This window comes from Candidatus Epulonipiscium viviparus, assembly GCF_030708075.1.
GTDB classification, from domain to species: Bacteria; Bacillota; Clostridia; order Lachnospirales; family Cellulosilyticaceae; genus Epulonipiscioides; species Epulonipiscioides viviparus.
The window spans coordinates 2864997-2880309 of the sequence record NZ_CP117982.1 but is presented as its reverse complement, the minus strand read 5'-3'; the positions used below and the strand labels follow the sequence as shown (position 1 = coordinate 2880309).

Genomic DNA, 15313 nt, shown 5'->3' with positions numbered 1-15313 from the left:
AAACTATAAATTTACTAAAGGGGGTCTTTTAATGCCAAGACTATATTGTAGCGTATCCAATTGCCAACACAATGCAGATTCTTGTTGTTCATTAAGTGCAATTGAGATCGATGGGGCAGGCGCTAATTGTGCTGAAAACACTTCATGCGGCGATTTTGTGGAAGGGTTTGGCATCATGAATAGCGCAGCTAATGCAAATCCAGTGCTTGAGGTTAGGTGTGAGGCGACTAATTGTGTGCATAATTCGGGCGGTCAATGTGGATCAGATTTTATGTCTGTTTCAGGAATGAACGCTACTAGTTGTGTTGGAACAGAGTGCTCTAGCTTTTGTGAAATTTAATTTGAGCAAGCACTTATTTTGTTTAAAAAGAACTTGACAAATTAAAGGGTATATAGCAAAATGTTGTTATGTACCTTTTGTACATATTAAATTGGACAAGATAGGAGGAATCGTTATCTTAGAACATATTATTGAAACAATTGTTCCATTTTTTATCCATATTTTGGAAATCATGGGCATTTTTATTCTTATAATAGGTGCGGTCAAAGCATTTTACCACTATTTTAAGGGACTCTTTATTGTTGATCCATACGCATTAAAATATCACTTTGCAAACGCAATGGCGATGGCACTAGAATTTAAGCTGGCAGCAGAAATTTTAAAAACGGTAATTGTCCGAAATATAGATGAGATAATTATGTTGGGAGCTATTGTATTACTTAGACTTGTTATGACTTTTGTAATACGAGCAGAAATGAAAGACGAAGTGGATGTTGCCTCTAATACGCAAGAATTGAGAAATCTAAAAGAAGAAAACGAAGCGCATCAAAAAATGTAAAAAAATAAGCACACTCCAATTTGAAGTGTGCCTTTTTTTTATTAAGCCATATTATTAACTAAAGTCGCAAGTGTAGACTTTTTGCGTGAAGCTGTGTTTTTGTGATATACTCCTTTTGCACAGGCTTTGTCGATAGCCTTTACTGCTACTTTTAGGTTTGCATCAGCAGTATCTTTTTCGCCAGCATTCACAGAAGCAATCACTTTTTTAGCATAAGTTTTTACTGCAGATTTAATTGCTTTATTTCTTGCTGTTTTAGTTTCGATAACTTTAATACGTTTTTTTGCTGATTTAATATTTGCCATTTTAGTGGTCTCCATTCATAATTTTAATTAGACACGGTTTTTGGGGGAATAGAGTCAACATTTACACATTATAAGGCCAAGCGTATTAAAAGTCAACCATTAAATCAACAATTTGCGCAAAAAAGTTATTCTGGATAATACCGCAATAATCGCTGTTGAGATGATAGAAGTTAAGCAAAAATATATCGCAACAATCTTTATAGGAGAAAGCTCCAAATATAAAAAGTTACTTAATATTTCTAATATAATTACATGAATAAAATATACCCCAAATATAATATCTGACCATCCACGCAAACACTTTTTTGCCCTGACAGAATACGTAATAGGCAGATATTTAACAAATGTAAATATCGCTCCGGCCACTAAGTAATGATTAAAACTATACCCTCCATTATAAACCAAATTTATTCCCTCTACCGAAGAGGCTGCACAGTTTCCGACTATTGCAAACCCAGCACCCAGCACCCCCGCCGCATATATGGCCATTCTATATTGTATAGGAATCTCAAATTTTCCCAGTATATATCCTAATACAAAATATCCCAAGTAATTTTCAAAGACAGGGTAAGCGACATACAGATTAAGTCCTGTTATAGCATTTATAAACGGAATAATGGTTTGCGGAAAGATAATTATTATAAATAAGAGAAGCACCTGCTTTAGACTTATATGATTTATTATTATTTTTAAAAATGGTGCGACAAAATACATTCCCAGCAGCATATACACAAACCACATATGATAATATTGACCTTCATTAAACAGCGCTACAAAAAAAGAGCTCTCTCTTCCCCCAAACATGCTCCAGACAAAATATATAACGTTCCAGCTAATTAACGGCATCAGAATGCGCACAAAGCGTTTTTTATAAAATGTTTTCATATCTAGCGACGAATTTAATGCCAAATATCCGCTCAGCATCAAAAATAATGGCACTCCTGCTCTAACTATCTCATTGATAACGATAAAAGCATCCCAAGAACGGCTCCCATAAATAGACGTTGAAATTATAAAACCAGACATACAATGCAACCATATCACAAACTCTATCGCAATAATTCTTAAAATATCAAAATACCTGATTCTTTCTTGCATAATCGCAAACACTCCCTTCAAAAAATAGTACGCCCTCTAATTATATTTCAACCATTCTAAGAAAGCAATTATCAAAATAGCAATACTCCTATTGACATTTTTCTAAATTGCTATATAATTATTAAAAATACCAATTAAATACCAAAAATAACAGTTTACTTATAAAGTATGTACATAAACATTGATTGCTTACAAAAATAAAACACATGGAGGGATTTTATGAGTAACAAATTTAAACATGCTATATTACTAGGACTAATAGCATTTGCCTTGGCTGGATGCGCTGAAGAAGCCACCGTACCAGTTACTGAAACGACTCCTACATCTGCAGCAACAACCGCAGCAACAGCCGCAGCAGCAGATGCCGAGCCAGTCTATCGAGACTTGGGTGGCAAAACTTATACTATTGCATCATGGTTTGAACAGACAGAACCCGAGGTTAAACGGTCTGCTCAGGAAGAAGCACTATGGGAATTTCGCCATGAAGTAATGGAGAACAATAATTTTCAATTCGAAGAAATTATTATGGGCAAGTGGAACACCACTTTAGAGCTATTGTCAACATCAACTTTGGCCGGCGATCCTGCAGCTGAAATATTTCATCTCGCATCTGCCTTTGCAAGGCCCGCTATAGACAATGGCTTAGTTTATGACCTTACAACTCTAGATTCGATAGATTTAGATCATTGGAAATGGGACGATATCGCAAAGGATGTAACAACCGTTGGGGATAGTATTTATGGTGTATTGCCAGATCAAACTCCCAGAAATTTCCTATTCTTCAATAAGAGACTGTTAGCCGAAGCCGGAATAGAATCGGAGCAACTATACGAATGGCAAGCAAATGGTGAATGGACATGGGAAAAATTTGAGGAGGTGGCGAATCAAGTAACTCGCGATAAAGATAACGACGGAATTTCTGATACGTATGCTATCGAAACAACAGGATTACTCTACACTGCCGCAGTTATATCCAATGGTTCGCGAATGGTCTCCAAAGATGAAAACGGAAAGTTACACAACGATATATTTGAACCAGAGGTAATTGCGGCGCTTGAATGGGCCGATCAATTTTTGAAGAAAGACTTTGATACACACACTGCGCACTGGGATGGGTCTGATGAAATGTTTATAACTGGCGGCGTTGCGTTTTATTATGGCGATAGTAACAAGGTATCCTTCTTCCAAGATATGGAAGATGACTATGGACTATTGTTATTTCCCAAAGGACCAGATGCAGACAAATATTATGCCGGAGGAAATGCGGAAGTTTGGATGATTCCAAGCACATATACAAAAGAAGAGGCCGAAAATATTGCCTTTGCTATGGACATGTGGGCATCGCAAGCACCTGGTTATGACGATGAAGATGACTGGATGTTAGCAGAGTATAAACGCTATCGAGATGCCGAGTCGGTGGACCAAACTCTTGCATATGCGAAAGAGCCGGGCAATATGGTAATGGACTATCGCGAACTGCTATCTGGTGCGGGAACAAATCCATTGACACAGGCCATGATGTATAAGGGAGCGACAGTGATGGAGGCAGTAGAAAGCTTTGCTGGAACGATAGACGCTGCTGTGGCAAAAGCAAATGGCGAAACTATAGTAAAATAAATTTGATGATGCGCGGCTGTTGTGATAGCAGTCGCTTTTTTAGTGGGAAATATTTACATTTTTTATACATTGTGATATAATATAGACAAGTTATATCAGTAAAAGGTAAGTCATAAGGAGGAAGTTTATGAGTGAAACATTTATTGTTACGTTAATTGTGATCATAGTGGGATTATTGTTAGTTTCGATACCTGTCGTGATCTTAACAGACGTATCTGCAAAAGATGCGTTTAAATTTTGGATATCGTTTATATTTTTATTCAATATGCTAATTTTACTAACATATTTTATGCTTGCATCGATAGAGCTTATGTATTGGTATACTGATTATCGGATATTCGACTGGATACGAGATTTTTCATATGATCTAAGAGTATTGTTTGATAACTCGCTTATGTATGAGTTCGAAATTATAGTAGCAGCAAATCGCGAATTTATAATAGATAATTTTGGTTCAATATGGATGGTTGCAACTATTCTAAGTTTGATCATCTTTTTGAGTTTGATTGTGATGACTATGGTCGCCTTTGCCACTGTGATAAGAGCCATTTGGACCGAAAGATCATCTCGGTATATAAAATCAATATGCACAGGCGTATTTTTCGTCTGCAGGATGGGCTTTTCAGCTCTTATTATAGCTTGGTTTTTGTGTCTATTTGTTGAGATCGACCTTTCGACACTGTTTTGGCTAGTGCTCACAACAAGAGTTTTGCTTTTAATATATAGGAATAAATTTGTGCGTTATTATTCAGATTATATTAAGTTTTTGGGGTTTACAATGTTTGCGTGCGTGAGTGTCGCGTTTATAGTTACGTTTATGTTAAATTCTATTACGTATTTCAGTGTATCATTTTTGACATCGCTTGTGTGGATAACCTTTTGGTTGATGATAGCATACTTGGCTACTAATCTCGTTGTTAGATATATTTTCAAAGGAATGCATATAAGACGGCTACATAATAAGTATTTTAAAGCCAGAAAATAGATATTGATGAGGCGATTGCAATAGTAATCGCTTTTTTGATGCTTAATTTTTGATGGGAAATATTGACACGGCTATAGCATATGCGATAAAATATAGACGAGCTACATCAATAAAAGATAAGTGTAGGATATAAGGAGGAAGTTTATGAGTGAAACATTTATTGTTGCGTTAATTTTGATCTTGGTGGGATTGTTATTAATCTCGATACCTATCGTGGTCTTAACAGACGTATCTATAAAAGCTGCATTTAAATTTTGGATATGGTTTATATTTTTGTTAAATATATTAATTGTGCTTACATATTTTATAGCAGCATTAATTGGAGTTATACATATAGATACTTGGTTATTCCCTGATCTAGATGATTTTTTTTATAAAGTTAGATGGTTACTACGCGGTTCATTGATGCATGAAATGATAACGATGATATCGCACAACTCACAATTTATCATATCCAACTTGAATATAATATTGTTTGCCGCTACCATAGGCGTGTTGATTGTCACACTGATCTTGGCAGTAATGATAATAGCGGCAGTTATAACGACGGTCGTGATTGTTTGTGTAGAAAGGCCATTTCAAAGTACTTTTGCTATAATAATAAAAACTATATTTCATTTATTAATAATGATCATTCCTTCTTTTCTTATTGCCTGGGTTATAAGCTTTTTGGTAGATATTGACTTACTGGCGTCATTTGGACTAGTATACACAATACAAGTACTGTGTTTATTACACCGCAAATATTCGTTTAAAACCTATAGCGCTTATATTAAATGTTTGAATTTTACAATATTTTCCTGTACAAGTATAGCATTTATAGTAACTTTTATATGGTACCCCGAACAGAATACAGGTTTATCATTTTGGGCATTGTGGGTAATTATAACGCTTATGTTACTTCTAGCATATTTAGCGACTACTTTTAGTATCCAATTATTTATACACTGTTGCATATATTTAAATGCTATATATCAAAAAGCTAAACATAGAAGAGCCCAATATCAGGCAATCGCCAATGCGAAGCAAGACCAAAAAATGGCCGAAAGCGTCGAACGAGAAAGACGTATCGCCGCCGCAAAAATAGAAAAAGAACAACGTGACATATTAGCCAAATCAAAGCAACAAAAAAGAAAAGAAGAACACGAAATAAAGACTACAGCAAATAGAATAAAGCAAGAAATAAAAGATGCTGAAAGGAAACTAAATCAAGAACGAAAAGCTTCTGAGCGAGCAATACGAGAAATGGAACGAAAGAAAAGAGCAGCCGAACGCGAAAAAATAGCTGCCGAGGAAAACAGACTCAAAGCAATTCGAGATGCCGAAATTCGAGCTGAGCTAAATAAGCAGATCGCAAAAGCTAGAGAAGAGGAAGAAAAACTATTTGCTACTGCCAAAGAAGAACAGGCCAAACGCGATGCTGAGCTAAAGGCCGAGCTAGAGCGCCGAGCTGCCGAAAAGCGAAAATATTCCAAATACAAAAGAAATACTTTTCATAATATGGCAGCTGACGCCAAATATATACTCAACACCATGAAGCGTAGCGTTAAAAACAGCATGCAGGATATGAGGCATAGCATTAAACAGACACATTTATACGAAGAAATGTCTGATTTTTTCAATAATCGATAACTTCCTAGCATTATTTGACAATATATTGTATACTACAACATAATAAATTACTACGAAAAGGAAGATGTGTTATGTATGACAAAGAGGCAATAGCCAAAGCGATTAATGTATCGCTAATAATGTTATTTGCTGTAGGGTTGATAGTATATGATTTGGGCTTTGATGATAACAGGTATTTGATCATATCGGCTATCGTTGCGTCCATTGTGGCGGTGGTTATAATGGAAATTTTGGGTGTGGGATCCGAAAGCTATATACTTTATCCTATAAATTCTGTGAGCAGGATAGCAATTAGACTTGCTGATATTCTATCCATCATATTATGCATCGCTGGATGCATTGTATACGAACGTTTTGATATTCAATACGGAAAATATTTGGTTATAGCCGCCATAATAGGTGCCATAATCGGGGTGATCCTAAAAGAATGCTTTGGCGAAAATGCCAGAGAGTCTACGCGCTATCAAAAAAAGTATACTATGAGAATGATAGATGCTATGGATCCATTTGAATTCGAAAAGTTTATATGCGATTTATTTATCAAGATGGGGTATAGCAAAAGTTATGCCACTCCATCAAGGGGTGATTTCGGGGCCGATGTAATAGCTATCAAGGGTCAAAAGAAGATTGCTGTTCAGGTGAAACATTATACGGGGTCGACTGGCAATAAGGCTGTTCAAGAGGTTATAGCTGCGCGAGCTTTTTATAAGACTCAAGATGCCATGGTTATAACCACCTCTTATTTTACCCGCGCTGCCATTAAGATGGGAGCTCAGTGCAATGTGCGGTTGATAGCACGCGAGGAGTTACGCAGCATGGTGGCTCAATATATGTAATTAATTTTGTTATTTGAAGCGGTTGTCGAAAGGCAGCTGCTTTTTTGTTGTCTTTTTATACAAAATGGTGCCTCAAAAATAAAATTAAAAAATTATTCGCAAAATACTTGACAACCGGGGGGGGGGTACAATGACATGGTAAAAATAGGAAACAATGAATTATACCACCAGAAAGGAGTGTGTTTATGGACTTACAGATTACAACAGCAGGTGCATTAATCGGGCTGATCATAGCCATCGTTCTTATTGTTCGAAGATATGAACCTGCATATGGCATGATGGTCGGAGCATTAATCGGCGGTTTGGTTGGTGGGGCATCTCTTATCGAAACAGTAAATGTTATGATTGGCGGTGCGCAAGATATTATGTCTGCTGTAGTACGCATTATAGCTTCGGGAGTGTTGGCCGGAACATTAATTAAATCGGGGGCAGCCATAAAAATTGCCGAAAAAATAATTGACTTGATGGGAGAAAAACGCGCGCTATTGGGAATTATGCTTTCAACAATGATTTTAACAGGCATTGGAGTTTTTGGTGATGTTGCCGTTATTACTGTGGCTCCCATTGCAATTGCGTTAGGTAACAAACTCAATTATTCTAAAATCACTTTGTTGGCTGCGATGGTCGGAGGCGAGAAAGCCGGGATGGTTATTTCACCAAATCCAAATACTATCGCCACTGCAGAGAATTTTGGAGTGGAATTATTTTCGTTGATGATGGCTGGGTTTATACCTGCTATATTTGGGATACTATTTACTATACTCGTGTGCAAATTTCTACATAAAAAATTTCCAATTATAGGCAATCAGCAAGAAAATGATGAAGTAATACTGGAGCTTCCGTCTATTTTGGCCTCGATTTCAGGTCCGATAGTAGTTATAGCTTTGCTAGTGTTACGCCCCGTTTTTGGCATTACTGTGGATCCACTTGTTGCGTTACCAATTGGCGGGTTAGTCGGAATGGTTTGTATGAGGCGATCCAAACAGGCTCGAGAATATATGTCGTTTGGTCTTCAAAAAATGATGCCCGTGGCTATATTGTTAATTGGAACCGGAACTATAGCGGGAATTATTAAACACTCTGCGTTACAATATGATTTGGTATATTTACTAGACTTGATGAACCTGCCTGAATTTTTATTAGCTCCGATATCTGGTACATTGATGGGCGCAGTGACGGCATCTTCGTCTGCAGGCGCGGCAATTGCATCGTCGACATTTGGTGCCACTATTTCAACGGTTATTGCGCCTCTATATGGTGCGGTAATGCTACATGCTGGAACAATCGTATTAGACACATTACCTCAAGGTTCGTTTTTCCATGCTTCAGCCGGAGCAGTGAATATGTCTGTTGCTGACAGGCTAAAACTTTTACCGTATGATTTTGTGATCGGAGCTGGGATCACTGTCGCGGCCACAATTTTATATGGCATTATTCTATAGTATCTAAAAAAGGAGAGATTTGTTATGAATAAAGTTGGATTTATTGGATTAGGAATTATGGGCAAACCTATGGCTCTAAACCTTATTAAAGGCAATTGCGAAACGTATGTATATGACATTAATCAGGCTGCTGTAAATGAGGTAGTTGCAGCAGGTGGAATTGGTGCTACATTAAAACAAATTGCAGTTGAATGCGAGAGAATTTTCTTGATTTTACCAAATGGTGCTATAGTAAAGCAAGTAATATTTGAGGGCTTGTTTGATAATCTAAAAACTGGAACCATTGTTTGCGATCTAAGTTCTATTACTCCAACTGAATCGAAAGAAATATATGCCAAACTAAAAGAAATCGGTGTGGGATTTGTCGATGCACCTGTTAGCGGAGGAGAACCAGGGGCCATTGGCGCAACATTAGCGTTTATGGCTGGCGGTGATGTACACGATTTTAACGAGCTGATGCCATACTATAATATTATGGGCAAGTCCGCATTACTGGTGGGAGCAAGCGGAAGTGGAAATGTTACCAAGCTTGCGAATCAAATTATCGTAAACAACACCATCGCTATAGTATCGGAAGCCTTTGTTCTGGCTACCAAAGCTGGTGCAGATCCGCTAAAAGTGTATGAAGCGATAAGGGGCGGCTTGGCAGGCAGCGTAGTATTAGATGCTAAAATTCCGATGATAGTTGAACGCAATTTTAAACCAGGCGGAAAAATTTCTATTAATCACAAGGATATCAAAAATGTATTAGACACAGCTCATCAAATCGATGTACCTGTTCCATACACAGCGCAACTATTCGAAATATTACAAGCATTAAAAGTTGACGGCCATATGGGCGATGACCACGGTGGCATTGTTCAATATTTTGAAAAGCTAGCACAAGTAGAAGTAAAAAAAGTAAACTAAATTTGGAGGAATGGATATGAAATTGGGATGTTGCACTTCAATAGATAATTATCAGCTGGTTGTTGAGAAGGGGTTTGACTATATAGAGCTTGCAGGAAATCAGATCGCCGCCATGTCGGACGAAGATTTTGCGACGGTTTGCACGACTATAGAAAATGGTGCCATTAAGTGCATCGGATTTAATGCTGCGCTTCCGCCAACAATTGCTATTATTGGTCCAGATGTTGACGACAAAAAAACTCGCGATTACGCACGGCTGTTATGCGCAAGGGGAGCCAAATTAAACATTAAGGCAATTGGAATTGGTTCGCCAAAATCTCGCGTTTGGTCTGACGATTATGATTTGGATAACGAATGGGATAACGCCAAGCGGTTTGTAAAGATATTTGCAGAAGAGGCTAAACCCTATAATATTAATGTTATGTGGGAGTCTCTGAACAAGACCGAAAGCTTGTTTGGCCTAAAGCTATCAGAAGCGCTCGCCTTAGTTAAGGATATCGGGATGGACAATGTCAAAATAGTCTACGACATTTATCACATGCACATGGAACAAGAATCCATCGCCGAACTGCAAAATGTGCTAGATGAGGTGGTTCATGTGCATATAGCAGAGCGAGTGGGCACTCAAAGACGATATCCTTCAGAAGCATTATACGATTTTTATGCAGAAGTTTTCTCGGTATTAAAAAATTATGGATATACTGGCGTCGTATCAACCGAAGCATTTGATGGCGATATCGCACAAGGACTTGAGCGTACAAAGGCTTTGATCAACAAATTAGAAAATGGGAGGACAATTAAAATTGGTTGTGTCGCAGATGACTTTACCGGCGCAAGCGATGCGGCTTCATTTTTGATGGCAGGTGGATTAAAAACTATTTTGATAGATGGAATACCAGCTGGAGATTTTGAAACAGATTGCGATGCGATCGTTGTTGCGTTAAAGAGTCGCACTCAAAAGACATCCGATGCGGTATCAGACAGTTTGGCAGCTTTTAGATGGCTAAAGGAACAGGGGGCAGCGCATCTATATTTTAAGTATTGCTCAACTTTTGATTCCACCAAAACCGGAAACATAGGTCCCGTATTAGACAGTGTACTAGAAGAATTTAATGCGAAGCATTCGATAATCTCGCCAGCGCTTCCAGTAAATAAACGCACTGTAAAAGATGGCGTTTTATATATTGACGATATACCTTTGGCTCAGACTCATATGAAGCATCACCCGTTAACGCCAATGTGGGCATCAAAAATCGAAGACCTCATTTCTCCACAAGGCAAGTACCAAACTCTCAATTTAAATTATGCTACATTGCAAAAACCAGCTGCAGAAATTAAGGCTATGGTAGAAGCATTCGGAGCGGATAAAGAGCACTTTTATGTGGTGCCAGATTATGTTAATGAAGATAACGCCACGAAGGTAGCAGAAGTATTTGGCGATGACTTTGTCCTTTCGGGAGGGTCTGGAATTTTGGCCGCTTTATCACGAAAATATATCCAAAATAGTACGGCAACGATGATCAATTCGAAAACCGCCGGCAAAGGAATTGTATTAGCAGGAAGCTGTTCGCAAGCTACTCTAGAACAAATTGAAGATTATAAGAAAAAGGGTGCCGTTAGCTATAAAGTGGATCCTGTAAAGGTGTTCAATAATGAAATTACTGTAGATGATGTGTGGAAATTTGTATCAGATAACGGTGACAAAGAAGTTTTAATTTATAGCTCTGACAATACAGAAAATGTGTTAAACGCTCAAAAATTAGGTAGAGACGCAATATCCGAAAAATTGGAAAAATTAACCGCAGAGATTGCAGTCAAAGCAGTTGAAGACAGGTATAAGCGCATCATTATTGCAGGCGGCGAAACCTCTAGTGCGGTTACAAAAGCCTTAGCATATCAAAGTTTTGTAATTGGCGAGAGCATTGCTCCCGGAGTGCCTATTATGTCTCCTACGCAAAATACAGATTTAAAAATTGTATTAAAATCGGGTAATTTTGGCCAAGTAGATTTTTTCACCAGAGCATTGAATATGACAAGAGGATAAGAGGGAGTTGCTATGAATAAATTGGAGCAAGCAGTTTGGATAGCCCAGAGTTTATTTAATAGAGGGAAAGCGACGGGGTCTTCTGCTAACTTAAGCTTTAAAGACGGAGACAAGATATATATAACAGGGAGCGGAACATCGTTTGGTACGTTAGATCAATCTCAGTTTGCGATAGTCGATTTGAACGGTACGCACCTTGACGGCATTGCCGCAAGCAAGGAACTGCCTTTACATCTAATCTACTATAATAAGTCAGAAAAAATTCAGGCAGTGATTCACACTCATAGTATTTATAGTACTTTATGGTCTTGCGCATCGCATCAAAACACGGTAGATTGTATGCCAAAATATACCCCGTATTTAAAAATGAAATTGGGCACAATCGGATTAATACCTTATGCATCGCCGGGATCTGCAGAACTCTTTGAACATTTTAAATCTGCTATTGATAAAAGCGACGGATTTTTATTGGCGAATCATGGCCCACTTGTGGGAGCGAAAAGTTTGATGGATGCCTTTTTTGCTTTAGAAGAATTGGAAGAAAGCGCAAGAGTAGCGTATGAAATAACAAATAAACTTCATTTTAATGAATGTAAATAGTAGACTACAAAGGCAAGGTTGCTAATTAAAACGGCGGCTTGCCTTTTTTTAGCTGGCGAGAAGCGCCTCTATATCATCGTGGTTTAGGGTCTCTTTTTTGATAAGCGCATTGGCCAGTTTTTCGAGATCGCCACGATTATCTATCATTAATGCAACTGTTTCGCTATAGATTTCTTTCATAAGATTTTTGGTTAATAACAATACCTCGTCTTTTACACTGTCTCCGAAAAGATCCGTATTGACCATTCCAAACGTCTCGTCCATTCCATATTTGGTAATATAATCCTTTATATATTTGGTAGCCTTTTCTATATCGTTTGATGCCCCAGTGGTTACAAAATCTCTCCCAAAGATAATTTCTTCTGCAACACGACCGGCTAGTGCAATTTTTATATTTGCAATGATCTCTTGCTTAGTTTGGTACATTTTTTCTTTTGCAATGTTCATGCTAAAACCACCCGCTCCTTTTGTACTAGGAATTATGGTTACGCGGCTTACTTTATTCTCTGGTGCCACGATTTTGGTGACCAGGGCATGTCCTGCCTCGTGATATGCCGTAATTTGCTTATCTTTGAACGAGATCATACTTCGATCTTTCTTTTCGCTACCTGCAATGACGGTGTAAAATGCTTTATCGAAGTGTGTTGCCGTGATGGCCGCTACGTTTTCTTTGACCGCCATTATGGCTGCCTCGTTTACAAAATTCTCTAGCATAGCGCCTGTGAAATAGAGAGTTTCTTCACTAATTTTTTCGACGTTTACACTCGCATCTATTGGCTTGTTTTGTAGGTATAGCGATAAAATATGCTTTCGCGCCTCTTGATCTGGATAACCTATTTGGATATGTCTATCAAAACGACCTGGCCTTAGGAGCGCTTCATCCAAAATGTCTAATCTATTTGTCGCGGCAATGACCACGATTCCTGACGCAGAATTAAATCCTGACATTTCTGTAAGCAGTGCATTGAGAGTTTGATCCTTTTCGTCAGAGCCACTGCCACCCGGAGTGTTGGATCGCGTTTTCCCTATTGCGTCTATTTCGTCGATAAAGATAACAGCCTTTTCGCTCTTCTTCGCTTCTCTAAACAATTCTCTAATACGACTTGCACCAACGCCTACATACATTTGCATAAAATCAGATCCGCTCACAGAAAAAAAGGGTACATTAGCTTCTTTTGCGAGTGCCTTTGCCATCATTGTTTTTCCAGTTCCTGGGGGGCCATAGAAAATGAGTCCTTTAGGCATCGTTGCGCCCATATCTGCATATTTGTGGGGAGCTTTGATAAAGTCAACGATATCTTGAACCTGTTCTTTTGCTTCAACGTTGCCTGCGATATTAGAAAAGTCCATTTTGAGATTGGCAGTCTCGACTTTTGTGGTACGAAATCCAGATTGTTTTCCGCCACCGGCTTTTGCATGACGAAATATTGTGATAGACGCGCCTAATATAATGGCAGAACTAAATAAATATTGAACGATTGTCGCCGGGGCTGATTCTTTGACTGATATTCCATTTAATAGAAGCATTTCTTTAAAGTCTGTTGTTCGAGGGTTTTCAGTTTTGTATGTTAGATCCTCAGTTTTTATATTAAATTTTATATACTCACTGTCGCTTAATTGAACATCAGTAACGTTTTCATTTTCGATTGCATTGATAAAAGTTTGATATGAAACTAAATTATCGACTTGGGTTTGGCTCAATGCAACAATAGTGGCTATCGTTAAAATTATAATAAAACCGAAGCAGAGAGCCTTTTTGTGATTTTTCTTCATTCTAGACATATTTCCCTCCTTTAGTTTATCAAGCAGTATATTGTAATAAAAAAATATTTCGTGTAATATATTTTATATTTTTTTGTAACGACGCATATTATAGCATAGGTATACCGCCTTTGCATTAGGATCTTATTGGAAGCAATCTTTACATTTTTTTTACAAACGCAACATTTAGAATATGAAATGCGTCATATGTACATAAGATAATATTAGAAACAATTAGGAGGATATAATTATGAAATTAAAATTAGCAGTAACTTTATTGGTAGCAAGTATGATGACTAGTGTGGTGGCCCTTGGATCTGCAGTTGAAACTTACGCAACGCAATCGCAAGCTACAGAAACAAAAACTCAGCTATACAACTATAATGATGGTCTCTACATAAGACTATTGAATACCGGAGGACTTAGCGCGGCAAAAGTCACCGTAACTTTTGCAAACAACATTCAAAACGCCAACACAATATTTTTCGCGTTGCCTGCAACTACAAATACATCTGCGACGATCAACGGCAAAACTGCAACTATTAATATAAGCGATGGCAATGCTATTACATTCAACCACTATCTCGATGTTGCATTTATCGAGTTTGATGCTCAGAATCCAGTGCAATCTGTCAAAGTAGAAGCTACTCAGTCGGGTTATGCAAAAACGTATAGCAATTATACAGCAACAAGCACAGGAGTCGACTATCTACTCGATGCCACACCGTCGGCAGCACGAGCTGGAGGAGCTCAGGCCATTGCCGGTTTTCCAACACCAACGCTAACACCAGACAATGGACTCGGAAACGTGATCGTAGATCCAAACGGCCCAATGCCATCACTAACACCAGACTATGGACTTGGAAACGTGATCGTAGATCCAAACGGTCCAATGCCATCACTAACACCAGACTATGGACTTGGAAACGTAATCGTAGATCCAAACGGCCCAATGCCAACAGTAAAACCAGAATACGGAACAATGACGCCAAACCTAGGCTTTCCGACACCAACACTCAAACCAGAATTGGGAGGAGTCTTACCAAATCCAAGTTTTCCGACGCCAGAACTCGGGCCAAATACTGGGTATATCGGACCAAATCCAAACGTAGGACCTGGAGGCATGTTGCCAACACCAGAAGTAGGACCAGGATATATTGGACCAAACCCGAATGTAGGACCTGGGGGAATGTTGCCAACACCAGAGATCACGCCAGGATATATACCATATCAATAAAATCTGCG

14 protein-coding genes are annotated in these 15313 nt (G+C 38.3%); 11 read left to right on the top strand and 3 right to left on the bottom strand.

Translation table 11 applies throughout. The annotated features are described in order from the left end of the window. Positions 1-31: 31 nt before the first annotated feature. Together PCY70_RS12325 and PCY70_RS12320 are read left to right on the top strand one after the other, a co-directional pair. Entirely contained in the window at positions 32-340 is a 309-nt protein-coding gene (locus PCY70_RS12325; RefSeq protein WP_010169165.1) for a DUF1540 domain-containing protein, read from the top strand. 172 nt (positions 341-512) lie between these two features. Beyond that, complete coding sequence (locus PCY70_RS12320; protein WP_323132692.1) at positions 513-839, top strand: DUF1622 domain-containing protein; 327 nt, start codon at positions 513-515, stop codon at positions 837-839. A gap of 41 nt (positions 840-880) precedes the next feature. On the opposite strand, the gene rpsT is transcribed toward PCY70_RS12320, so the two are convergent. Continuing rightward, positions 881-1144: a 30S ribosomal protein S20 gene (rpsT, locus tag PCY70_RS12315; protein WP_305767564.1), complete on the bottom strand. Its 264-nt coding sequence runs from the start codon at positions 1142-1144 to the stop codon at positions 881-883. A 99-nt stretch (positions 1145-1243) separates the two neighbouring features. Then, the gene (locus tag PCY70_RS12310) at positions 1244-2242 is read right to left on the bottom strand and encodes an acyltransferase (RefSeq protein ID WP_305767563.1); all 999 of its coding nucleotides are present in this window, start codon (positions 2240-2242) and stop codon (positions 1244-1246) included. Positions 2243-2461: 219 nt separating this feature from the next. On the opposite strand from PCY70_RS12310, the gene PCY70_RS12305 reads away from it, so the two are divergent. From PCY70_RS12305 to PCY70_RS12270, 8 genes are all read left to right on the top strand, one after another. Then, the gene (locus tag PCY70_RS12305; RefSeq protein WP_305767562.1) at positions 2462-3859 is read left to right on the top strand and encodes an ABC transporter substrate-binding protein; all 1398 of its coding nucleotides are present in this window, start codon (positions 2462-2464) and stop codon (positions 3857-3859) included. A gap of 127 nt (positions 3860-3986) precedes the next feature. Then, entirely contained in the window at positions 3987-4844 is an 858-nt protein-coding gene (locus PCY70_RS12300) for a hypothetical protein (RefSeq protein WP_305767561.1), read from the top strand. Between the two features lie 144 nt (positions 4845-4988). Continuing rightward, entirely contained in the window at positions 4989-6476 is a 1488-nt protein-coding gene (locus PCY70_RS12295; protein WP_305767559.1) for a cell envelope integrity TolA family protein, read from the top strand. A gap of 71 nt (positions 6477-6547) precedes the next feature. Continuing rightward, a complete protein-coding gene (locus PCY70_RS12290) occupies positions 6548-7312 on the top strand; it encodes a restriction endonuclease (protein WP_305767558.1) in 765 nt (254 codons plus the stop codon). Positions 7313-7497: 185 nt separating this feature from the next. Continuing rightward, on the top strand, positions 7498-8754 hold the full coding sequence (locus PCY70_RS12285; RefSeq protein WP_305767557.1) for a GntP family permease: 1257 nt from the start codon (positions 7498-7500) through the stop codon (positions 8752-8754). A gap of 24 nt (positions 8755-8778) precedes the next feature. Continuing rightward, positions 8779-9663 carry an NAD(P)-binding domain-containing protein gene (locus PCY70_RS12280; protein ID WP_305767556.1) on the top strand — a complete coding sequence of 295 codons (885 nt, stop codon included), beginning with the start codon at positions 8779-8781 and terminating at the stop codon, positions 9661-9663. Between the two features lie 16 nt (positions 9664-9679). Continuing rightward, positions 9680-11707: a 3-oxo-tetronate kinase gene (otnK, locus tag PCY70_RS12275; RefSeq protein WP_305767555.1), complete on the top strand. Its 2028-nt coding sequence runs from the start codon at positions 9680-9682 to the stop codon at positions 11705-11707. Between the two features lie 12 nt (positions 11708-11719). Beyond that, positions 11720-12307 (top strand): class II aldolase/adducin family protein, encoded by a 588-nt coding sequence (locus tag PCY70_RS12270; protein WP_305767554.1) that lies wholly within the window; start codon positions 11720-11722, stop codon positions 12305-12307. A gap of 48 nt (positions 12308-12355) precedes the next feature. On the opposite strand, the gene PCY70_RS12265 is transcribed toward PCY70_RS12270, so the two are convergent. Next, entirely contained in the window at positions 12356-14089 is a 1734-nt protein-coding gene (locus tag PCY70_RS12265) for an ATP-dependent metallopeptidase FtsH/Yme1/Tma family protein (RefSeq protein WP_305767553.1), read from the bottom strand. A gap of 229 nt (positions 14090-14318) precedes the next feature. Between PCY70_RS12265 and PCY70_RS12260 the strand changes: the two genes are divergently transcribed. After that, positions 14319-15305, top strand: a complete 987-nt coding sequence (locus PCY70_RS12260; RefSeq protein WP_305767552.1) for a hypothetical protein — start codon at positions 14319-14321, stop codon at positions 15303-15305. Positions 15306-15313: the final 8 nt, after the last annotated feature.